This is a genomic window from Massilia sp. H6 (assembly GCF_024802625.1).
Classification (GTDB): domain Bacteria; phylum Pseudomonadota; class Gammaproteobacteria; order Burkholderiales; family Burkholderiaceae_D; genus Telluria.
The window spans coordinates 3581287-3603127 of sequence record NZ_CP103371.1 but is presented as its reverse complement, the minus strand read 5'-3'; the positions used below and the strand labels follow the sequence as shown (position 1 = coordinate 3603127).

16 protein-coding genes are annotated in these 21841 nt (G+C 64.8%); 14 read left to right on the top strand and 2 right to left on the bottom strand.

Annotated features, from left to right (window positions below):
* Window positions 1–28: 28 nt before the first annotated feature.
* A complete protein-coding gene (locus tag NRS07_RS16215) occupies window positions 29–1018 on the top strand; it encodes a diacylglycerol kinase family protein (RefSeq protein ID WP_259208764.1) in 990 nt (329 codons plus the stop codon).
* A 23-nt stretch (window positions 1019–1041) separates the two neighbouring features.
* On the opposite strand, the gene NRS07_RS16210 is transcribed toward NRS07_RS16215, so the two are convergent.
* Window positions 1042–2898 carry a glycoside hydrolase family 13 protein gene (locus NRS07_RS16210; RefSeq protein WP_259208761.1) on the bottom strand — a complete coding sequence of 619 codons (1857 nt, stop codon included), beginning with the start codon at window positions 2896–2898 and terminating at the stop codon, window positions 1042–1044.
* A 526-nt stretch (window positions 2899–3424) separates the two neighbouring features.
* Here NRS07_RS16210 and NRS07_RS16205 point away from each other — a divergent pair.
* The 3 genes from NRS07_RS16205 (at window position 3425) to NRS07_RS16195 (ending at window position 9857) form a co-directional block, all read left to right on the top strand.
* Window positions 3425–6325 (top strand): TonB-dependent receptor, encoded by a 2901-nt coding sequence (locus NRS07_RS16205; protein WP_259208759.1) that lies wholly within the window; start codon window positions 3425–3427, stop codon window positions 6323–6325.
* A gap of 74 nt (window positions 6326–6399) precedes the next feature.
* On the top strand, window positions 6400–7920 hold the full coding sequence (locus NRS07_RS16200; RefSeq protein WP_259208756.1) for a tryptophan halogenase family protein: 1521 nt from the start codon (window positions 6400–6402) through the stop codon (window positions 7918–7920).
* Window positions 7921–8090: 170 nt separating this feature from the next.
* Window positions 8091–9857, top strand: a complete 1767-nt coding sequence (locus tag NRS07_RS16195; protein ID WP_259208754.1) for a DEAD/DEAH box helicase — start codon at window positions 8091–8093, stop codon at window positions 9855–9857.
* A 76-nt stretch (window positions 9858–9933) separates the two neighbouring features.
* On the opposite strand, the gene NRS07_RS16190 is transcribed toward NRS07_RS16195, so the two are convergent.
* Window positions 9934–10824, bottom strand: a complete 891-nt coding sequence (locus NRS07_RS16190; RefSeq protein ID WP_259208752.1) for an alpha/beta hydrolase — start codon at window positions 10822–10824, stop codon at window positions 9934–9936.
* Window positions 10825–11047: 223 nt separating this feature from the next.
* Here NRS07_RS16190 and NRS07_RS16185 point away from each other — a divergent pair, with 223 nt between their 5' ends.
* From NRS07_RS16185 to NRS07_RS16140, 10 genes are all read left to right on the top strand, one after another.
* Complete coding sequence (locus tag NRS07_RS16185) at window positions 11048–12397, top strand: MFS transporter (protein WP_259208751.1); 1350 nt, start codon at window positions 11048–11050, stop codon at window positions 12395–12397.
* 104 nt (window positions 12398–12501) lie between these two features.
* The gene (locus NRS07_RS16180; protein ID WP_259208750.1) at window positions 12502–14142 is read left to right on the top strand and encodes an alpha-D-glucose phosphate-specific phosphoglucomutase; all 1641 of its coding nucleotides are present in this window, start codon (window positions 12502–12504) and stop codon (window positions 14140–14142) included.
* Window positions 14143–14170: 28 nt separating this feature from the next.
* Window positions 14171–15847 (top strand): alpha-amylase family glycosyl hydrolase, encoded by a 1677-nt coding sequence (locus tag NRS07_RS16175; protein WP_259208749.1) that lies wholly within the window; start codon window positions 14171–14173, stop codon window positions 15845–15847.
* A gap of 131 nt (window positions 15848–15978) precedes the next feature.
* Window positions 15979–17838, top strand: coding sequence for a glucokinase (locus NRS07_RS16170; protein ID WP_259208748.1), 1860 nt, complete (start codon window positions 15979–15981; stop codon window positions 17836–17838).
* A gap of 16 nt (window positions 17839–17854) precedes the next feature.
* Window positions 17855–18883 (top strand): ABC transporter substrate-binding protein, encoded by a 1029-nt coding sequence (locus NRS07_RS16165; RefSeq protein WP_259208747.1) that lies wholly within the window; start codon window positions 17855–17857, stop codon window positions 18881–18883.
* Window positions 18880–19491, top strand: a complete 612-nt coding sequence (locus tag NRS07_RS16160; RefSeq protein ID WP_259208746.1) for an SCO family protein — start codon at window positions 18880–18882, stop codon at window positions 19489–19491. The genes NRS07_RS16165 and NRS07_RS16160 overlap by 4 nt, the downstream gene beginning before the upstream one ends.
* Window positions 19488–19910, top strand: a complete 423-nt coding sequence (locus NRS07_RS16155; protein WP_259208744.1) for a cupredoxin domain-containing protein — start codon at window positions 19488–19490, stop codon at window positions 19908–19910. Before NRS07_RS16160 ends, NRS07_RS16155 begins: the two co-directional genes overlap by 4 nt.
* Window positions 19907–20671: an ABC transporter permease gene (locus NRS07_RS16150; protein ID WP_259208741.1), complete on the top strand. Its 765-nt coding sequence runs from the start codon at window positions 19907–19909 to the stop codon at window positions 20669–20671. Before NRS07_RS16155 ends, NRS07_RS16150 begins: the two co-directional genes overlap by 4 nt.
* Before the next feature lie 7 nt (window positions 20672–20678).
* Window positions 20679–21434: an ABC transporter ATP-binding protein gene (locus NRS07_RS16145; RefSeq protein WP_259208739.1), complete on the top strand. Its 756-nt coding sequence runs from the start codon at window positions 20679–20681 to the stop codon at window positions 21432–21434.
* Between the two features lie 89 nt (window positions 21435–21523).
* On the top strand, window positions 21524–21826 hold the full coding sequence (locus NRS07_RS16140; protein ID WP_259208737.1) for a hypothetical protein: 303 nt from the start codon (window positions 21524–21526) through the stop codon (window positions 21824–21826).
* Window positions 21827–21841: the final 15 nt, after the last annotated feature.

Sequence of the window (21841 nt, the reverse complement as noted above, 5' to 3'; positions counted from 1 at the left end):
AAGACTTCAACAACTAGCCGATCCATCGATGCCAACCACCGAGCCGCGTCCCGACGCCCCTTTTTTCATTGTCCTCAATGCCGGATCGGGCAGTTCCGAGACCGAGCTGCGCCGCTCGACCATCGAAACCGTGCTGGCCGCCGCCGGCCGCAGCTGCCAGCTTGAACTGGTCGGCGATCCGGCCCAATTGCAGAACATCGCGCGCAGCATGGCCGGGCGCGCCGTCGCCAGCGGCGGCATCCTGGTGGCGGCCGGCGGCGACGGCACCATCAACACGGTGGCCCATGAAGCGGTGCTGGCCGGCTGCACCTTCGGCGTGCTCCCGCAAGGCACCTTCAATTACTTCGGCCGCACCCACGGCATTCCCGAAGACCTGACCGAAGCGGTCTACTCACTGCTGCGCGCGCACGTGCGGGCGGTCCAGGTCGGCATGATCAACGACAAGGTGTTCCTGGTGAACGCCAGCGTCGGCATGTATCCGAAGCTGCTCGAGGAGCGCGAGCACGACAAACGCCATTACGGACGTAGCCGGCTGGTGGCCATCTTTTCGGCGATCAAGATCATGCTGCGTCCGGCCCGCCACCTGCGCGTCACGCTCGAGCAAGACGGCAAGCAACGCCGCCTGCGCACGACGACGCTGTTCGTCGGTAACAACCGGCTGCAGCTCGAACAGGTCGGCATGGGCGGGCTCACCGGGGCGGTGGAAGAAGGGCAGCTGGTGGCCATTGCGCCGCGCCCCATGGGCAAGCTCGGCCTGTTCGGGTTGCTGGTGCGCGCCGCGCTGGGACGCCTGGGCGAGGCCGACGTCGAGGCCTTCGCGTTCAAGCGCCTGACGGTGAGCACGCCCGCAGTCTACGGCCGCAAGCGCCTGAAGGTCGCCACCGACGGCGAAATTGAAAAGATGGCGATGCCACTGCATTTCCGCGTGCTCGAAGGACGCCTGCACCTGATGGTGCAGGGACCGTCGCGCAGCCAGGCGCGCAGCGCCGCCGACAGTGCGCTGGATGATCCAGCCTGAGGCAAGCGCCCCTTTGCAGCGGCTTATTTGGCCGGATCGAGTTCCAGGATCACGCTTGCGCCTGCCGGCAGGCGCAGTTGGCTGCGCAAGTCGAAGCGCTTTCCGCTCAATACATCGACGCCGCCAGCCACCCCGGCCAGCATTTCGCGGAAGCGCCCGGTATCGAGCACCATTTCCCTGGGGTTGGCATTGAAGGCAACCAGCACCTTGTCCTTGCCGTGGTAGCGGAAATAGACATATGTATTGTCGTGCGGGCCGAAGTGCATCAGCTTGCCATGGTGGATGACCGGCTGGCCCTTGCGCCAGTTGGCCAGCTTGCGTACCAGGTCTTGCGCCGCACGCTGCTGCGCGCCCAGGCCGGTGCCCGCAAAAGCATCGACCTTGTCGCCAGCCCAGCCGCCCGGAAAGTCGCTGCGGTAGCTGACGTCGTCACGCTCCTTGGTGGCGCTGGTCATCAAAATTTCGTCGCCCACGTAGAACTGGGGAATGCGCGGCATCGTCATCAGGAACACCATGCCCATGCGGTAGCGGTCGAAGTCCTCGCCAGCAACGCTCCAGATGCGCGACATGTCGTGGTTGGCCGTAAATAGCACCAGGTTGCCCGGCTCCGGATACAGGTAGTCGAGCGAGAGCGTCTCGTAGACGTCGCCGAAGATGTTGCGGCCATCCTTGTCGGCCAGCGCGGTGCGCAGGCTTTCAGCTACCGGGAAGTCCATCATGCTCGGGGTCGAGGCGCGGTAGCCGTCGACGTTGTCCTTGCCGCGCTGCCAGCGCGCCACCACCGGCACCCGCTTGCTCCATTCTTCGCCCACCATGTTCAGCTTCGGGTATTCCTGCATGATGCGGCGCGTGTATTCGGTCAGGAAGGCGCCGTCCGAATAGCCGAAGGTATCGATGCGCAGGCCCGACAGGCCGGCGTATTCGATCCACCAGATGTTGTTCTGGATAAGGTAATTGGCAACCAGCGGATTGGACTGGTTCAGGTCGGGCATGCTCTCGACGAACCAGCCGCGGGTGAAGTTGTCGGCGTCTTCTTGCGAGGCATACGGATCCTGGACGGCGGTGCGGTGGTGCTGGGTCGGAACGAACTTGCCATAGTTGACCCAGTCCGGCGTGGGCAGGTCAGTCATCCACCAGTGCGACTTGCCGATGTGTGACAGCACCACGTCCTGGATCAGGCCAATGCCGCGCCGCCTGGCCTCTTGCGACAGGCGGCGAAAGTCTTCGTTGCTGCCGTAGCGCGGGTCGATCCGGTAATGGTCGGTGGCGGCATAGCCGTGGTACGAATAGGCCGGCATGTTGTTTTCCACCAGCGGCGTTGGCCACAACTGCGTGAAGCCCATCTTCTGGATGTAGTCGAGGCGGCCGATGATGCCATCGATGTCGCCGCCATGGCGCCCGGAGCCGTTGGCGCGGTCGGCCTTTTCGAGTGTGTCGGGGGTGCTGTCGTTGGCCGGTTTGCCGTTGGCGAAACGGTCGGGCATTACCTGGTAGATCGCATCGCTGCTATTGAAACCGACGCGCTGGGCCGAGCCCTGTTCGCGCGCCAGGAGCTGGTAGCCGTAGCTGGCCTGGCGCCCGGAGCCGCTAAAGCGCAGGTCGAACTTGCCCGGCCTGGCCTCGGCGCCGATCTCCAGGTCGATGAACAGGTAGTTCTTGCTCGGTACGCGGGTGACGCTGGCGATGCGCACGCCGGGATAGGACAGCGACGGTTCCAGGTCGGCGATGCGTTCGCCATGCACCATCAGTTGCAGCGTCTTGTGCTGCATTCCAGCCCACCAGAAGGGCGGTTCCATATGTGCGATGGCGGGGGTAGGGGCAGCGGCGGCCGGGGCCAGTATGGCGCTGCCGAGGAGGATGCTGGCAAAGAACTGTTTCATGAGGGTGTGGGCGCTCCAGCATCCGGATGGCAGCTGGGCTGACTGCGTAGTCAGACTACAGCTTATGTGCCACGCCTGGAGCGTGAAGACCGCCTGGCAGTGTTGTGGTGGGCAAAGCGTACTACAGATACCTTGCACATCAAACATTGGAGCGGGTATTTCATCTAGTCAAAGTACACATTACCATAAGACAATCTTCTTTTCCTAAGTGAATTATAAGGGGGGCTTCTGACTCTCCAGGCGTCCTGATAGCCGTTGATTCGGCAGTTTGGCGAAGCGTTTGTAGTTCGACTACAACATCGGCGAGGCTTCGCTGTAGTCCAAATACAACGCGCTGCAATGGTGTTTGTGTATCATTTTGGGAAATCGTGCCATTATCGTAGTCACAAGCAACTCTCGTTGACAGTGCATCTAGTTTTAGTACAAAATTCTCGGTAGAACGTATAAATCGTTTGCTTGGGGCTGCCGTGCTGCCTGTTGCGCTGTAGTTTCGAGAAAATAAAAATCTGTCTTTTTGAGGGGACACATGAACATCTTCGCAACCAAGCGCACCGCTGAACCGGTCCGCCTCGCATTTCACCTGAGCCCGGTCGCAACCGGCTGCGCCATCTTCCTGGCCGCGCTCGCGGGCAGCGCCCACGCGCAATCGACCGCGGACAACACCACCACCACGACCAACGCCACCAGCAGCGTCGCGACCGCTCCAGCCTCGGCCGAGCAGGCTGCCGCCGCCGCCGAGCCAACGCCACCGGGCGCGACCCCTGGCGTTGCCACGGTCCAGGTCACCGGTATCCGCCGCGGTATCGAAGCTGCGATCTCGATCAAGAAAAATTCCAGCTCGATCGTCGAAGCCATCTCGGCCGAAGACATCGGCAAGCTGCCCGACCAGTCGGTCGCCGAGTCGATCTCGCGCCTGCCAGGCGTGTCGGCCCAGCGCAGCCGCAGCTCGGGCAAGGCCGCCGAGATCTCGGTGCGCGGCCTGTCGCCAAGCTTCAACGGCACCCTGCTCAACGGCCGCGAAATGGCCTCGACCGGCAATGCCCGCTCGCCTGAATTCGACCTGTTCCCGGCCGAGCTGGTCGGTTCGATCCTGATCGCCAAGACCCCTGACGCCAGCCTGATCGGCCAGGGCCTGGCCTCGACCATCGACCTGCGCACCGTGCAGCCGCTCGACTTCGGCAAGCGCACCGTCGCTGGCAGCTACAAGAAGAGCCGCACCGGCGTGAAACAGCGCGATGGCCTGCCAGAAGGCGATGGCGAGCGCTACACGCTGTCGTATATCGACCAGTTCGCCAACCGCACCATCGGCGTGGCGGTCGGTTTCACCAGCTACGAAGAAACCGGCGGCGGCCAGTCCAAGTTCAATTCGTGGGGCGTCGGCACGCTGCCATACAACGGCGTCGACGTGAAAGTGCCGGGCGGCTTCGGCTACGACACCGAGCAAGCCACGAGCAGCCGCGACGGCGCCTTCGCCACGCTGCAATACCGTCCTAACCGTAACTTCAAGTCGACCGTCGACATGTTCTACTCGTCCGGCGAAAGCGGCCTGAAGAAGACCGGTTTCGAAAGCGGCGTCGCCTACAATGCCGGCGGCAAGTATGAGCTGCAGCACGTGCTGAGCCAGGCCACCGTGGCCAATGGCGTGGCCACCAGCGGCACCGTCAGCAACTGGAAGGGCGTGGTCCGTAACCACTACGAAGGCGCTGAAGACGACCTGAAATCGATCGGCTGGAACAACGAATTCAAGTTCGACGACTGGACCACCGCCGCCGACCTGACCTGGTCGAAAGCGACCAAGCTGGCCTCGCGCTACGAAACCACCGCCGGCCTGCCAGGCCGTGCCCAGGATACCCTGCGCTATACCAATTTTGACGGCAGCAACGTCACTGGCGTGAAATACACCCCGGGCAGCAACTATGCCGACCGTTCGGTGGCGCGCCTGACCGACGTCATGGGCTGGTCCGGCGGCGAAACCTCGCCACAGGCCGGTTACCTGGCCCAGCCTTACGTGGAAGACGAAGTCAAGGCGATTCGCCTGACTGCCAAGAAGGCCGTCGAATGGGGTCCGGTCATCGCCACCACCTATGGCTTTAACCTCACTGCGCGCGACAAGGCGCGTACCGGCGAAGAAGGCCGCCTGATCATCGCCGGCAACGGTGGCCCATACGCGGCCGCGGCCGCGCCAGGCAGCGAAATCGCCCAGGCCGGCGCCTCGGGCTTCAACGTGGTGTCGTGGGATCCGCGCGGCTCGCTCGGTTCGGTCTACGCGCTGGCCAACAAGGTCGACGCCGATATCTACAACAAGTTCTGGGATGTCAAGGAACGCATCTCGACCGCCTATTTCATGGCTGATCTGGACGGCGAAATGTTCGGCCTGTCCTACCGCGGTAATGTCGGCGTGCAGGCTATCCACACCGACCAGACCGGCGGCGGCTTCGTGGTCGACCGCGCCCGTTGCGTCGGCAATACCGCCCAGACCTGCCCGGCGCAGCGCGTCGAAGAGGGCGACAAGTACTGGGATGTGCTGCCAAGCCTGAACCTGACGTTCGACCTGAAGAACGACCAGCTGCTGCGCTTCGGCCTGGGCAAGGCGGTCTCGCGCGCCAACCTCGACGACCTGCGCGCCGGCCAGGGCTTTGGTATCGCCACCCAGGGTGTGCCTGTCCTGACCGGTGGCGGCGGTAACCCGCAGCTCAAGCCGTTCCGCGCCAAGGCGCTCGATCTGTCGTACGAGAAGTACTTCGGCAACAAGGCCTATGTCAGCGCTGCGACCTTCTACAAGAAGCTCGACACCTACATCTTCCGTTCGCCGCGCGCCTACGACTACGCGCCATTCATCACGCCGACCACCCCGCTGCCGCTGTCCGGTCCATTCGCCGGTTCGACGGTGGGCCTGTTCACCCAGCCGCGTAACGGCGAAGGCGGCAACATCTATGGCTTCGAGCTGGCAGCGAACCTGCCGTTCTCGATGGTCAGCGAGTACCTCGACGGCTTTGGCCTGATGGTCAACCACTCGGATACCCGCAGCAGCATCGAGCTGCCGAAGCTGGGCTTTGCCAACGTCAGTGGCGATGCGGTGCGCATTCCGCTGCCGGGCCTGTCGCGCAAAGTGAGCAATCTGCGCCTGTACTACGAGAAGGCCGGCTTCCAGGTCGCAGCCGCGGCGCGCAAGCGTTCGAGCTTCCTGGGCCAGGTGTCCGACTTCCAGGACAACCAGCAGCTGACCTTCATCAAGGGCGACACCATCGTCGACCTGCAGGCATCGTACGAGATCCAGAGCGGCTGGCTCAAGGGCGTGAGCGTGTATGCCCAGGCCCAGAACTGGAACAACGCACCGTTCCTCGAGTTCACCACGGACGAGAACAACCCGTCCAACCGTGTCGACTACGGCCGTACCTACCACTTCGGCGCCAGCTACAAGTTCTGATGTAAGCACGGCTACAATGCAACCCCTGACGGCTCGCGCCTCAGGGGTTGTTTTTCATTCACGGGCAAATCACCATGCAGAACCAAGCACTCAAAGACATCGTCATCGTCGGCGGCGGCACCGCCGGCTGGATGACCGCGGCGGCGCTGTCGACCATGCTCAACGGCCGCTACAACATCCGCCTGGTCGAATCCGACGAAATCGGCATCGTCGGCGTCGGCGAAGCCACCATTCCGATGATCCAGCGCTTCAACCGCGTGCTCGGCATCGACGAGCACGAGTTCATGCGCGAGACCCAGGGCAGCTTCAAGCTCGGTATCGAATTTGTTAACTGGGGCAAGCAGGGCGAGCGCTACATGCATGGCTTTGGGCGCCTCGGGCAAGACCTGGCGACGGTGCCCTTCGACCAGTACTGGCAGAAGATGCGCCGTGCCGGCAAGGCCGCGCCGCTCGAGGAATATTCGATCTCGCGCATGGCCGCCAAGGCCAACAGGTTCATGCCGGCCCGTCACGACGTGCCCAATTCACCGCTGCGCGATATCGCCTACGCCTACCATTTCGACGCCAGCCTGTATGCGCGCTACCTGCGCAAGCTGGCAGAAACGCGCGGCGTGACCCGCATCGAAGGCAAGATTGCGCGCGCCACCCAGCGCCAGGGTGGTGAGCACGATGGCTTCGTCGACGCCGTGGTGCTCGAGAACGGCGAACGGGTCGAGGGCGAGTTGTTCATCGATTGTTCGGGCTTTCGCGGCCTGCTCATCGAGCAGACCCTGCACACCGGCTACGAAGACTGGACTGGCTGGCTGCCGGCCGACCGCGCACTGGCGGTGCCGTGCGAATCGGCTGCCCGCATGACCCCCTACACCAGCGCCACCGCGCACCAGTCGGGCTGGCAGTGGCGCATTCCGCTGCAGCACCGCACCGGCAACGGCCACGTCTACTGCAGCCGTTTCATCAGCGACGACGAGGCGGCCAGTACCCTGCTGGCGAACCTGGACGGCAAGGCGCTGGGCGAGCCGCGCCTGATCAAGTTCCAGACCGGCATGCGCAAGCAGGCCTGGAACCGCAACGTGGTCGCCATCGGCCTGGCCGGCGGCTTCCTGGAGCCGCTCGAATCGACCAGCATCCACATGATCCAGTCGGGCATCCAGCGCCTGGTCGACTTCTTCCCGGACCAGCGCTGGAGCGCGATCGACCGCGAGGAATTCAACCGCCAGTCGCGCTTCGAATACGAGCGGATCCGCGACTTCATCGTGCTGCACTACAAGCTGAACCAGCGCACCGATTCAAGCTACTGGCTAGAATGCGCCAACATGGCCATTCCCGCGACCCTGCAGCGCAAGATGGACATGTACCGCTCGCATGGGCGCGTGGTCCGGGTCGACAACGAACTGTTTTCCGAAGTGGGCTGGATCCAGGTGCTGGAAGGGCAGAACATGCCGATCGATGGCTACCATCCGCTGGCCGATACCCAGTCCGAGGCTGACATCGCCGACTACCTCGAGAGCGTGCGTGGCGTGATCGCCCAGTGCGTGAAAGTGATGCCGACACACGATGAGTACATTGCCAAAATGTGCGCCGCCAGGAAAAACTAGCGCAGAACGACTATAATCGCGGCCCCATGCGCGACAGCGCGCGGGGCCGTTTTTGCTGGGGCTGGCCGGCCCCTGCGCCACCCCTGCATCCCAACCCGGTTCAAATAGTGCCCGCCCTCTCCGTGCAAGAGAGTAAACTGGCGGTTTAGTTCCGTTTTCGAAAGTTTTCTATGTCAGACACCCCCCTCCCGACGTTTACCGACCTGAATCTTTCCGCGCCCGTGCTCAAGGCGCTGAAAGACGTCGGCTACGAAGCACCGTCGCCGATCCAGGCTGCTACCATCCCGCTGCTGCTGGCCAACCGCGACGTGCTCGGGCAGGCCCAGACCGGCACCGGCAAGACCGCGGCCTTCGCGCTGCCGATCCTGTCGAACATCGACATCAAGCAAACCACGCCGCAGGCGCTGGTGCTGGCGCCGACGCGCGAGCTGGCGATCCAGGTGGCAGAGGCCTTCCAGACCTATGCCGCCCATATCAAGGGCTTCCATGTGCTGCCGATCTACGGCGGCCAGAGCTACGGCCCGCAGCTGCAGGCGCTGCGCCGCGGCGTGCACGTCATCGTCGGCACCCCGGGCCGCGTGATCGACCACCTCGAGAAAGGCTCGCTCGACCTCTCCAAGCTTAAAACGCTGGTGCTGGACGAAGCCGACGAAATGCTGCGCATGGGCTTCATCGACGACGTCGAGCAGATCCTCAAGAAGACCCCGGCCGAGCGCCAGACCACGCTGTTCTCGGCCACCATGCCGCCGGCGATCAAGCGCATCGCCAAGACCTACCTGCGCGACCCGCAAGAAGTCACCGTCGCGGCCAAGACCGGCACCGCCGAGAACATCACCCAGCGTTACTGGCTGGTCTCGGGCATGCAGAAGCTCGAGGCGCTGACCCGCATCCTCGAAGCCGAGCCGTTCGACGGCATGATCATCTTCGCCCGCACCAAGCTCGGCACCGAAGAGCTGGCGACCAAGCTGCAGGCACGCGGTTTCGCCGCCGTCGCCATCAACGGCGACATGGCCCAGCAGGCACGCGAACGCACCATCGAGCAGCTCAAGAACGGCAAGATCGATATCCTGGTAGCCACCGACGTCGCCGCGCGCGGCCTCGACGTCGAGCGCATCAGCCATGTGATCAACTACGACGTGCCGTCCGACCCGGAAAGCTATACCCACCGCATCGGCCGTACCGGCCGCGCCGGCCGCAGCGGCGACGCGATCCTGTTCATCACGCCGCGCGAGCGCAGCCTGTTGAAAGCCATCGAGCGCGCCACGCGCCAGCCGGTGTCGCAGCTGACGCTGCCGACCGTCAAGGCCGTCAACGACGTGCGGATCGCCAAGTTCAAGGACCAGATCACCGAGGTGCTCGCGGCCGGCGGCCTGGAGCAGTTCCGTTCGCTGATCGAGGAATACGAACGCGAGCAGAACGTGCCCGCGGTCGACATCGCCGCCGCGCTGGCAAAGCTGGGCCGTGGCGACGTGCCGCTGTTGATCGAGCGTCCCGACCGCGAGCCACGCGCCGAATTCGCCTCGCGCGAAGCGTCCGGCACCTGGGAAGACCGTCCGGCGCGTGCCCCGCGCGAAGCAAGCGGCCCTGGCGCCTTCAAGAAAGAGCGCGTGGCGCGCGAGTCCGAGCCGGGCATGGCGACCTTCCGCATCGAAGTCGGCCACCAGCATGGCGTCAAGCCGGGCAATATCGTCGGCGCGATCGCCAACGAGGCCAATATCCCGTCGAAGTACATCGGCCGCATCGAGATCTACGACGACTTCAGCACGCTCGACCTGCCGGACGACATGCCGCCCGACCTGGTCAGCCACCTCAAGACCGTGTGGGTGGCCGGCCAGCAGCTGAACATCACGCGCGATGGTGAAACGCCGGCGGCGCCGTCCGAGCGCAAGAAGTCGTTTACCAAGGCGGGCACCAAGAAGCCGCACCGCAAAGGTTAACGAGCAGTCTCGCGTGGGCGGCCAGGCCGCCCACGCGAAACCAGCCTCGTTTCCTCCTCATTGCCTCCTCATTGCCTTATTGGCTGCCGGTGGCCGGGGTCGTTTCCGGCGCGAACATCCACAGCAGCGCTTCGCGCAATTCGCTGGCCCAGAACGTTTCGTTGTGCTGCGCGCCCGGCACGATCTTGAGCACCGTGCTGGCCGCCGGATGGCCGCTTTTTGCCACCACGTCGGCCATGCGCTGGACGTCCGCCACCATCTGCGGTCCTTCTTTTTCTCCCATCAGCATGAACACCCGCGCGTCCTTCGGCAGCGGCTTGCCTGCCATGAAGCCAAACACGGGCTGGGCGGTCCAGTAGGCTGGCGAAAACACGCCCGCCTTGCTAAATACTTCGGGGTACTGGGCCAGCGCGTAATGCGAGGCCAGGCCACCCATCGAGCTGCCCATGATGGCCGTGTGTTCGCGCCCGGGCAGGGTGCGGTAGCGCTGGTCGATCTGCGGCTTGAGCGTCTTGACGATGAAGTCAAGGTACTCGCGGCCTTCGGCAGCGCCAAAGCGTTCGCTGTTCCAGGCATTCAACTCGGTCATGCGCTTGTCGCCGCCGTTGTCGATGCCGACCACGATCAGTTCGAGCTTGCCTTGCCTGGCCAGCGCATCGAGCGTTTCGTCCACGCCCCACTCGCCGGCATAGGCGGTGGCGTTGTCGAACAGGTTCTGGCCGTCGTGCATATAGAGCACCGGATAGCGCTTACCCGAGGCCGCATAGCCCGGCGGCAGGTACAGCCGCACCTGGCGCTTGCGATCCAGGCCCGGCATCTCCAGTGGCGCGAACAGGCTCACGCCGGGCAGGGCGGTCGACGCCCTGGCCGCTGCGCTGGCGGCGTCGGCAGCAATGGCAGTCATGGCCGGTACGCCCAGCATGATGGTCAACGCAAGGGCAAGGGCAGGGCGGTGCGGCAATGGCATGGGGTGTCTCCTGATCGAATTCTTTTGTTGTTTGACTACAGAATTGGCCTGTTTCGGCCCCGGTGTTGTGGCGATTCTACTATGACAGCTCTTCGATTGACACTCCTAACTGCCCATGTTATTTTGCTACAGCTTTAGTCAAACGGTCGGGTTAGGCTGACCTGTTTCAGCCTTCCGGCATCACACAAGAGCCCGGCATCTTTCGGGCCAGATTGGGGACATCATGGATATGCACACCGGCGCCATCAAGCCGCGCCTGTCGTTCTGGCAGCTCTGGAACATGAGCTTCGGCTTTTTCGGCATCCAGTTCGGCTTCGCGCTGCAGAACGCCAATACCAGCCGCATCTTCTCGACGCTTGGCGCCGACCCCGACAACCTGGCCCTGTACTGGCTGGCAGCGCCGGTCACCGGCCTGCTGGTGCAGCCGATTATCGGCTACCTGAGCGACAATACCTGGCACCCCAAGTGGGGCCGGCGCCGCCCGTTCTTCTTCATCGGCGCCGTGCTGGCCGCCATTGCCCTGTTCCTGATGCCCAATTCTTCGGTGCTGTGGATGGCCGTGGCCGTGTTGTGGCTGATGGATGCCGCCATCAACGTCTCGATGGAGCCGTTCCGCGCCTTCGTGGGCGACAAGCTCGACGTCTCGCAGCAGACCGCCGGTTACGCGATGCAGACCTTCTTCATCGGCTGCGGCGCGGTGATCGCCTCGCTGCTGCCGACCTTCTTCGAATCGATGGGCGTATCGAACGAAGCGGTGGGCGGCATGATTCCGGACACCGTGCGCTATTCGTTCTATTCGGGTGGCGCCATTTTCTTCCTGGCCGTGCTCTGGACCGTGCTCACCGCCACCGAACAGCCGCCTGCCGACCTCGATGCCTTCAACGCCGAACGCAAGCATGCCCGCAGCATCAAGGTGGCGCTGCGTGAAATCATCGGCGGCTTTGCCAAGATGCCCAAGACCATGGTGCAGCTGGCCTTTGTGCAGTTCTTTACCTGGATCGCGCTGTTCGCGATGTGGATCTACACCAGCTCGGCGATCGCTGAGAACGTGTTCGGCACGGTCGATGCCCAATCTTCCGCGTTCCAGGCGGCCGGCAGCTGGGTCGGCATCATGTTTGCAGTCTACAGCGGCGTCTCGGCGCTGGCCGCGTTCATCCTGCCGGTGTTCGCGCGCGCCACCAGCCGCAAGACCGTGCATGCCACCTGCCTCGCCATCGGCGGCCTGAGCCTGGCCAGCATCTATTTCATCACCGACAAGGAGCACCTGCTGCTGCCGATGATCGGCGTCGGCCTGGCCTGGGCCTCGATCCTGACCATGCCCTACGCGATCCTGGCGGGCGCGCTGCCAGCCAAGCGCATGGGCTATTTCATGGGCCTGTTCAACTTCTTCGTCGTGATCCCGCAGATCTGCAGCGGCCTGCTGCTGGGCGGCGTGACCAAGCATTTCTTTGGCGGCCAGACCGTGCAGACGCTGGTGCTGGGTGGGGTCTGCATGCTGATCGCCGCCGTGCTGACCCTGTTCGTCTCCGACCGCGCCGCACCGGTCAAGTCGGCGCTCAAGGTGGCCGACTAAGCCCGCGCGCCAGTGAATTCGCGCCTGTCGTATCGTAGCGTTTTATCAACATCCGGCGCCTGCCGGCGCGATGTTGCAAGACCTCATTACGACAGGAGCCAAGCATGAGCATCCACACCATTGCGACCACGCCCTTCGCCGGGCAGCGGCCCGGCACGTCGGGGCTGCGCAAGAAGGTCAGCCAGTTCCAGCAGCCCGGCTATCTCGAGAATTTCATCGAGGCGATCTTCCTGACCCTGGGTGACGCGCCAGCCAGCGAGCGCCGCAGCATTGTCGTCGGCGGCGACGGCCGCTATTTCAACCGCGAAGCAATCCAGACCATCCTGCGCATGGCAGCCGCCCACGGCGTGGCGCGGGTGCTGGTCGGACAAGGCGGCATCCTGTCCACGCCCGCGGTGAGCTGCGTGATCCGCAAGCACGCCGCCTTTGGCGGCATCGTGCTCTCGGCCAGCCACAATCCGGGCGGTCCGGACGGCGACTTCGGCATCAAGTACAACATCGGCAACGGTGGACCGGCCCCGGAAAGCATCACCGAGGCGATGTTCGCGCATACCCAGGCGCTCACCTCGTACCGCATCAGCGATGGCGGCCCGGTCGAGCTCGACCGGCTTGGGACCAGCCGCATCGAAAACATGGTGGTCGAGGTCATCGACCCGGTTGCCGACTATGCCGCACTGATGGCGCGCCTGTTCGACTTCAAGGCGATTTCAGCGTTGTTCGCGGGAGGCTTGCGGATGCGTTTCGACGCCATGCACGCCGTGTCGGGACCGTACGCGCGCGCCATTCTCGAAGGCTTGCTGGGCGCGCCGGCCGGCACGGTGGTCAATGGCGAACCACTCGAAGACTTCGGCGGCGGCCACCCGGACCCCAATCCGGTCAACGCGGCCGAACTCATCGCCCACATGGAAGGCGTGGACGCGCCCGACTTCGGCGCCGCCTCCGACGGCGACGGCGACCGTAACATGATCGTCGGCCGCGGCATTGCCGTGACGCCCTCGGACAGCCTGGCCATCATCGCCGCCAATGCAAGCCTGGCCCCGGGCTATGCCGGCGGCATCAAGGGCATTGCACGCTCGATGCCCACATCAACGGCGGCCGACCGCGTGGCCGACGCGCTGGGCATCTCCTGCTTCGAGACGCCGACCGGCTGGAAGTATTTCGGCAACCTGATGGACGCCAACCTGGTGACACTGTGCGGCGAAGAAAGCTACGGCACCGGCTCGCACCACATTCGCGAGAAAGATGGCCTGTGGGCCGTGCTGTTCTGGCTCAACCTGCTCGCGGTGCGCGGCGAATCGGTCGAGCAGATCGTGCGCGCGCACTGGGCGCGTTTCGGGCGCAACTATTATTCGCGCCACGACTACGAAGCGGTCGATGCCGTCGCCGCCGACGCCATGATGACGGCGCTGCGCGACAAGCTCCCCGACCTGGCGGGCCAGTCGTTCGGCCGCTATCGCGTGGCGCTGGCCGACGATTTCGTCTATACCGACCCGGTCGACCATTCGGTGGCCACGCGCCAGGGCATCCGCATCGCGATGGTGGACGGCTCGCGCATCGTGCTGCGCCTGTCCGGCACCGGCACCGAAGGCGCGACCATACGCCTCTACCTCGAACGCTACGAGGCCGATCCGGCGCATCACGACATCGAACCCCAGCTTGCCCTGGCCGAACTGATCGACATTGCCCACAGCATCTCGGGCCTGCGCCATTACACCGGCCGCGAGCGCCCGACCGTGATTACCTGACCTTCCACTCCCATCCACAGGAACCCACATGAAACTTCCCGTCCTTGCCGCCGCCATGCTGCTCGCCTTTGGCGCTGCCAATGCAGGCGCCCATACCGTACCGCGCCAGCCTGCCGGCAAGCCCTTCGTGTGGGAAAACGCCACCGTGTATTTCCTGCTGACCGATCGCTTCAACAACGGCGACAAGTCCAACGACCACGCCTACGGCCGCAAGCATGACGCAGCCTTGCTGCGCGGCTTCATGGGGGGCGACCTGGCCGGCGTCACGGCCAAGATCCGCGACGGCTATTTCAAGGACCTGGGCGTGACCGCCATCTGGCTCACGCCGCCGACCGAGCAGATCCACGGCGCGACCGACGAGGGCACCGGCCGCAGTTACGCTTTCCACGGTTACTGGGCCAAGGATTTCACCACCGTCGACGCCAACCTGGGCACCGAACAGGACTTCCGTACCCTGGTCGAGACTGCGCACGCCAACGGCATCCGCGTGATCTTCGACGTGGTGATGAACCACACCGGCCCGGTGACCAAGCAAGACCCGGTGTGGCCGTCGGATTGGGTCCGCACCGGTCCCAAGTGCGCTTTCAAGGACGCTCCCACCACCATTGACTGCACCCTGGTCGAGAATCTGCCGGACTTCCGCACCGGCAGCAAGACCGAGGTCGCGCTGCCGCCGCTGCTGGTGAAGAAGTGGAAGAAAGAAGGGCGCTACCAGCGCGAGGTGAAAGAACTCGACACCTTCTTCGCGCGCACCGGTTATCCGCGCACCCCGCGCTACTACCTGATCAAGTGGAACACCGACTGGGTGCGCAAGTATGGCGTGGACGGCTTCCGCGCCGACACCGTCAAGCACACCGAACCCGAAGTCTGGAAAGAGCTCAAGCAAGAGGCCAGCCTGGCCTACGAAGAATGGAAGCGCGCCAATCCCGACAAGCGCCTGGGCGACCTGCCATTTTTCATGACCTCGGAAGTCTACGGCTATGCGATCGAGCACGGGCGCAGCTACGACATGGGCGGCGGCACCAAGGTCGACTACCTGGCCAATGGCTTCGACAGCATGATCAATTTCAGCATGAAGACCGATGCGGCGCAGGACTATGAAAAGCTGTTCTCGAGTTATTCGGCGGCGCTGCAAGGTCCGATGAAAGGCTATTCGGTGCTGAACTACGTCAGCTCGCACGACGACGGCAGTCCGTTCGACCCGCTGCGCCTGCGCCCCTACGAATCGGCGAACAAGCTGATGCTGGCCCCGGGCTCGGCCCAGATCTACTATGGCGACGAAACCGCGCGCATCCTGAAGGTCGACGGTGCGCAAGGCGATGCTACCTTGCGCTCTTTCATGAACTGGGATGAGCTGGCGTCGAATGCGCCGCGCGGCGCCCACCGCGTGGCCGAGATCCGCGAACATTGGGCCAGGCTGGGCCGTTTCCGCGCCGCCCACCCGGCCGTGGGGGCGGGCGTGCACCAGATGCTCGCTGCCAGTCCGTACACCTTCAAGCGCACCTGGCAAGGCAAGGGCGTGAGCGACCGCGTGGTGGTTGCGCTCGACCTGCCGGGCGACAAGCCAGTGCCGATTTCGGTGGCCGGCGTGTTCACCGACGGCCAGACGGTGCGCGACTGGTATACCGGCAAATCGGCCGTGGTCAGTGGCGGCAAGGTGCGCTTCGATACCGCCGCGCCGGTGGCCCTGATCGCGCAAGACTAACCGAGCACGCGTGGCTGTACCCGCTGTATGGCGGGTACGGCAACGAGGCGACACCTCCCCGTATTTTTGCCAATCGATCAATGGTATCCTAGCGCGGTCCGGGACCGATGTCCCGATCGAACTGGATCGCAATGACTGTTGAACCTGCTACCGAATTGAAAGCTCCCCGCGCCGCCTTTGCCGACGGCCCGCGCCTGCTCGCGGACATCGGCGCCACGCATGCGCGCTTCGGCCTCGAGACCGCGCCCGGCGTGCTGCGCCAGGTGGCGGTGCTGCGCTGCGACGAATACAGCGGCATCGTGCCGCTGCTGCATGCCTACCTGGCGCAGGCGGGCGGCGCGCGCATCAGCCACGCGGCTTTTGCGCTGGCCAATCCGATCAGCGGCGACTTCATCCGCATGACCAACCGCGACTGGCAGTTCTCGACCGACGAGGTGCGGCGCGAGCTTGGCCTGTCGACGCTGTTGATCGTCAACGACTTTACCGCGCTGGCGATGGCGCTGCCGGGCTTCAAGCCGCAAGACCTGATGCAGGTCGGCGGCGGCGCGCCGCAGAGCCACGCGGTGGCCGGCGTGCTCGGGCCAGGCACCGGCCTGGGCGTGTCGGGCGTGATCCCGACCATCGATGGTTTCATTACCCTCGGCAGCGAGGGCGGGCATGTCAACTTCGCCCCGAGCGACGAGCGCGAATTCGCAATCTTGCAATACGCCTGGCAAGAGTGGCAGCACGTCTCGAACGAGCGCCTGATTTCCGGCCCCGGCATCGAACTGATCTACCGCGCGCTGGCGCGCCGCAACGGCGTCGTGGCGCCTCCGCGCGTCACCGCCGAGATCGTAAGCGCCGCGCTCGACGAGCACGACGCCTTGTGCCTAGAAACCCTGGAGACCTTCGCTGGCATGCTCGGCGGCGCGGCGGCCAACCTGGCGGTCACGCTGGGCGCATTTGGCGGCATCTTTATCGGCGGCGGCATCGTGCCGCGTATCGCCGAATGGTTCGCCAGCTCGCCGTTTCGCGCGCGCTTCGAGGCCAAGGGCCGCTTCACCGACTACATCGCGCAGATTCCGACCTATGTCATCATGACGCCGAACCCGGCGCTGCATGGCGTGTCCAAGATCCTGTCCGAACACCTGCGCGGACGCAGCGGCGCCAATACGCTGATGGACCGCGTACAGCAGCTGCGCCACGAGTTGTCGCCGGCCGAGCAGCGCGTCGCCGCCCTGGTGCTGGAGCATCCGCGCAAGGTATTGGGCGAGCCCATCGCCGAGATCGCGCGCCTGGCCGATGTCAGCCAGCCGACCGTGATCCGTTTCTGCCGCTCGCTCGGTTTCCAGGGACTGGCCGAGTTCAAGCTCAAGTTCGCTGGCAGCCTGACCGGCACCATTCCCGTGCGCCACAGCCAGGTGCGCATGAGCGACAGCACGCACGACCTGTCGGCCAAGGTGATCGACAACACCGTGTCGGCCATCCTGAAATTCCGCGACCAGCTCGACGTGCACGGCATCGACCGCGCCATCGAACTGCTGCGCCGCGCGCGCCGCGTCGAGTTCTACGCGATGGGCAATGCGCGGGCGGTGGCGCTCGATGCCCAGCACAAGTTCTTCCGCTTCCGCATCCCGGCCGCGCTGTACGGCGACTCGCACCTGTTCACGCTGGCCGCCGGCCTGCTCGGGCCGGGCGACGTGGTGATCGCGATCTCTACCGCGGGCCAGCTGCCCGAGCTCCTGGCCGCGGTCGACATCGCCCGCGCCGGCGGCGCCGACGTCATCGCCATCACCAGCAGCAAGTCGGCGCTGGCCAAGAAGGCCAGCGTCTGCCTGGCGGTCGACCACAGCGAAGACAGCACCAGCTTCCTGTCGATGATCTCGCGCATCCTGCAACTGCTCCTGGTCGACATCATGTCGGTGGGTATTTCCATCGGAAACCAGAGCGAGGCGGCTGGCGAGGGCAATGCCGAACAGCGCAAGCTGCTCATTTCCCACCTCGATATCTGAACGTATGGTCGTTTCCATGGCCGAGCATTCGCGCTACCGCCGCAAGCTGCTGGGCGGCGCCCTGAGCCTGCCGCTGATCGGCATGGGCGCTGCCGCTGCAGCGCCGGCAAGATCGTCCTTGCCGCTGCAGGTCGGCGGCCTGCCGGTTACCTGCAACCTGACCTTGCCGATTGCCTGCAAGGCCAAGGCTGCCGCCGACGGCCGGCCGGATGCCGCGTTCACCGCCTTCGAGTACACCAAGTTCTCGGGCTGGCCCGAGATCAAGGAGTCCTTGATGACCGGCCGCATCCAGGCCGCCTACATGCTCGCGCCGCTGGTGATGGACCTGACCGACTGGCGCATTCCGCTCAAGATCGTCTCGCTTGGTCATCGCTCGGGCGCGGTGATCATGGTGCGTACCGATTCGCCCTACCGGAAGTTCGCCGACCTGCGCGGGAAAAGCATCGCCATTCCCAGCCGCTTCGCGGTCGACTACCTGTTCCTGCGCAAGATGCTGGCGCGCGAGGGCATGTCGCCCAAGGACCTTGAAGTCATCGAGATGGCGCCGCCCGACATGCCGGCGGCGCTGTACGCCAGGGCCATCGACGGCTATTGCACCGGCGAGCCGTTCGGCGCCGCCGCCCAGCGCGCCGGCTATGCGCGGCCGCTGTCGATGACGCGCAACGAGTGGCGCAACTACATCTGCTGCGTGCTGACCGTGCGCGAAGAGCTGATCGCGACGAATCGCCCGCTGGTGCAGGAACTGGTCAACTACGTGCAGGCGGCCGGCACCTGGCTCGATGCCAGCGCGCTTAACCGCAGCAAGGCGGCGCACATCGCCGCCCACCGCAAGTTTTTCAACCAGGACCCGAACATCATCAAGTTTGTCATGGACAATCCGTCCGACCGGGTGACCTATGGCGACCTGCGCATGCTGCGCCCGGAATTCGACGAGCTGATGAAACTGTCGGTACAGGCGGGCACGCTCAAGCGCCCGGTGCCCTATGAACAGTATGTGGACGACAGCTTCGTGAAAAATATCCGCCCGGTCAAGGTAGCCTTATGACGCGCCGCCTGCTCAACGCGCTGCTGCGCGCGATGTTGTTGCCGCTGTTGTTGTCGCTGTCGTTGCCAATATCGGTGGCCACGGCCGCACCGGCGTTCAAATCCGGCGTGTTCTCGCCGGCGCGCATGGCGCCGGAGATCGCCCTCAAGGCACTCGATGGCAGCGAGTTTCGCCTGTCCGCGCTGCGCGGCAGGGTCGTGGTGCTGGAATTTGGCTTCACCCATTGCCCGGCCGTGTGCCCGGCTTCGCTGGCCTCGCTGGCGGCCGCGCGCCAGAAGCTCGGGCCGCACGCCGACCGGATGCAGGTGGTATTCGTTTCGGTGGACCCGGAGCGCGATACCCCGGCGCGTCTCAAGACCTACCTGGCCCAGTTCGACAAGAGCTTTATCGGCATTACCGGCACGCCGCAGCAGATGGCGGCGATTCGCAAGGATTACGGCATCAGCGCGACCCGGCACCCGCTCGGCGGCAGCAGCAGCGCCTACCAGGTGAACCATTCGTCCTATCTCTATTTCATCGACAAGAAGGGCATGCTGCGCGCGCTGCTGCCTTTCGGCCGCCCGTTCGATGAGATCGTGCACGACGTGAACCTGCTGGCGGCCGAATGAAGCGGCGAATCGCTGGCGTGGCACTGCTGGTACTGCTGGCCGGGTCGATGGCCTGGGCCGCGTTCGCGCCCTTGCAGGCGGCATCGCGCGACCAGTTGTTCGAGATTCCCCCGGGTACCTGGGAGCGCCGCATGAAAGGCGACACCGCCAGCGTCCTGCCGGAGCAGATCACCCTGACCCTGGGCGTGCGCGACGTGCTGCTGCTTCGCAACAGCGACACCGTGCCGCAGATGTTCGGCCCGGTTTTGATCATGCCGGGCCAGGATTTCCGCCTGCCCTTCGGCCAGGCCGGCGAACACCCCTTCGACTGTACCGCCCACGCCAGCGGCAAGATGTCGGTGCTGGTCGTCGATGCGCCCGCGGCCGGACTGGCGCGCCTGCGCTGGCGCCTGCACGCGATCCTGGATGGTGCAGCATGATGGCCGATCGATTCAAGCGCATCTGGCCGCCGTTGCTGGTGATCGCGGCCCTGGTGACGCTGTGGGGGATCGTCATCGAGCAAAGCGGCAGCGTGATCTTTCCGTCGCCGCTGCAGGTCGCCGCCGGTACGCTGGAACTGGCCAGGGACGGCACGCTGTGGGAGCATATCGTGGCCTCGCTGGCGCGGGTGGCCACCGGATTTTTGCTGGCGCTGGCGTGCGCGCTGCCGCTCGGCCTGTGGATGGGACGCGTGGACGGCGCCTATCGCACCCTCAACCCGCTGTTCCAGATCCTGCGGCCGATCTCGCCGATTGCCTGGATCCCGATCGCGATCCTGTGGTTCGGGGTGGGCGACCTGGCCCCGGTATTCCTGATCTTTCTGGCTTCGGTGTTCCCGATGATCGTGCAGACCTCGGCCGGCGTGCACGCCATCGAGGCGCGCTACCTGCGCGCGGCCGAGAACTTTGGGGTTTCGCGCGCCAGGCTGCTGCGCCAGGTAATCGTGCCGGCGGTGCTGCCGGAAATTCTTACCGGCATGCGCATCGGCCTCGGGGTGGCCTGGCTGGTGGTGGTGGCCGCCGAAATGATCGTGCGGCGCTCCGGCCTGGGCTACCTGATCATGGATGCGCGCAACGCCGGCAACCGCTACGACCTGGTGGTGGCGGCCATGATCATCATCGGACTGATCGGCCTGGGGCTCGATGCCCTGATGCGCCGGCTCGAAGGGCTCAAGTGGGTAAGGTGGCGCTATGCACGCTAAGGTCAACATGAATGCAGCCGACGCAAGCACGTCCCCGGTGCCGAAGGTGGGCGTGCGCGCCGTCCGCAAGGGCTTCAAATCGCTGCAGGTGATCGACGGCCTCGACCTGGCGGTGGCAGCGGGCGAGTTCGTCGCCATCGTCGGCCCTTCGGGCTGCGGCAAGTCGACCCTGTTAAAGCTGCTGGCCGGCTTCGAGCAGCCCGACAGCGGCGCCGTCATGATCGACGGCGTGCCGGTCAGCCGCCCAACGCCGAACGCCATCGTGATCTCGCAGCATGGCTCGGTATTTCCGTGGCTGACGGTGCGCGAGAACCTGATGTTCGGCCTGGGCGGCATGGAGCACGCCGCGCAGTTGGCGAGCGCCGACCATTACGCCGAGATGGTGGGTCTGAAGGGATTCGAGAAAGCCTATCCGCACGAGCTCTCGGGCGGCATGCTCAAGCGTGTGGAGATCGCGCGGGCGCTGGCGGTCAAGCCGGACATCCTGTTCATGGACGAGCCTTTCTCGGCGCTGGACGCGCTGACCGCGCTGAAGATGCGGATCGAACTGCTGCGCGTGCTGCGCGAAGAGCGCCACACCATCATCCTGATCACGCACGACGTGGAAGAAGCGATCTACCTGGCCGACCGCATCGTCGTGCTGTCGCCGCGCCCGACCCGGGTTGCCTCGGTATTTGCGATCGCCCAGCCCCATCCGCGCAAGGTGTCGCTGCCGGAACTGCAGCAGATCAAGGACGCGATCCTGGAGCAGCTGGGGCTGTAGGCGGGGTGGCGCCGCGCCCACCCTAGCCGTGCGTCCTTCGCACAACGCTTCTGTTAAGGTTTTAGCCAACATTACCTGAAGGAGCCGGCATGGAACCCTACCTGTTCGTTTTCCGCGGATCGACCATCGACGAGACCGAAGGCCCGGAGCATGACCCCGCGCGCTGGGAGGCCTGGTTCGAGTCGCTGGGATCGTCACTGCTCGACCGCGGCGCCATGAGCCATGGCAGCATCGAGGTGCCGAGCCGCCTGCTCGGGCCGAAACTGTCGAGCAGTGCGTTGTCGGGCTATTCGATCGTTGCGGCGTCGAGCTTCAACGACGCCGTGGGGATCGCCGAGGCATGCCCGATCTTCGACGAAAAAGGCTCGGTCGAGATCGCGCGCCTGCGCTGAAGGCCTGGTCCGGCC

Bases quoted from the DNA above. Each gene is read 5' to 3' on its own strand.
- NRS07_RS16150 (WP_259208741.1), top strand. From the start codon at position 19,907: ATGATGGCCGATCGATTCAAGCGCATCTGGCCGCCGTTGCTGGTGATC.
- NRS07_RS16175 (WP_259208749.1), top strand. From the start codon at position 14,171: ATGAAACTTCCCGTCCTTGCCGCCGCCATGCTGCTCGCCTTTGGCGCT.
- NRS07_RS16215 (WP_259208764.1), top strand. From the start codon at position 29: ATGCCAACCACCGAGCCGCGTCCCGACGCCCCTTTTTTCATTGTCCTC.
- NRS07_RS16180 (WP_259208750.1), top strand. From the start codon at position 12,502: ATGAGCATCCACACCATTGCGACCACGCCCTTCGCCGGGCAGCGGCCC.
- NRS07_RS16185 (WP_259208751.1), top strand. From the start codon at position 11,048: ATGGATATGCACACCGGCGCCATCAAGCCGCGCCTGTCGTTCTGGCAG.
- NRS07_RS16190 (WP_259208752.1), bottom strand. From the start codon at position 10,824: ATGCCATTGCCGCACCGCCCTGCCCTTGCCCTTGCGTTGACCATCATG.
- NRS07_RS16195 (WP_259208754.1), top strand. From the start codon at position 8,091: ATGTCAGACACCCCCCTCCCGACGTTTACCGACCTGAATCTTTCCGCG.
- NRS07_RS16145 (WP_259208739.1), top strand. From the start codon at position 20,679: ATGAATGCAGCCGACGCAAGCACGTCCCCGGTGCCGAAGGTGGGCGTG.
- NRS07_RS16160 (WP_259208746.1), top strand. From the start codon at position 18,880: ATGACGCGCCGCCTGCTCAACGCGCTGCTGCGCGCGATGTTGTTGCCG.
- NRS07_RS16200 (WP_259208756.1), top strand. From the start codon at position 6,400: ATGCAGAACCAAGCACTCAAAGACATCGTCATCGTCGGCGGCGGCACC.
- NRS07_RS16210 (WP_259208761.1), bottom strand. From the start codon at position 2,898: ATGAAACAGTTCTTTGCCAGCATCCTCCTCGGCAGCGCCATACTGGCC.
- NRS07_RS16155 (WP_259208744.1), top strand. From the start codon at position 19,488: ATGAAGCGGCGAATCGCTGGCGTGGCACTGCTGGTACTGCTGGCCGGG.
- NRS07_RS16170 (WP_259208748.1), top strand. From the start codon at position 15,979: ATGACTGTTGAACCTGCTACCGAATTGAAAGCTCCCCGCGCCGCCTTT.
- NRS07_RS16165 (WP_259208747.1), top strand. From the start codon at position 17,855: ATGGCCGAGCATTCGCGCTACCGCCGCAAGCTGCTGGGCGGCGCCCTG.
- NRS07_RS16140 (WP_259208737.1), top strand. From the start codon at position 21,524: ATGGAACCCTACCTGTTCGTTTTCCGCGGATCGACCATCGACGAGACC.
- NRS07_RS16205 (WP_259208759.1), top strand. From the start codon at position 3,425: ATGAACATCTTCGCAACCAAGCGCACCGCTGAACCGGTCCGCCTCGCA.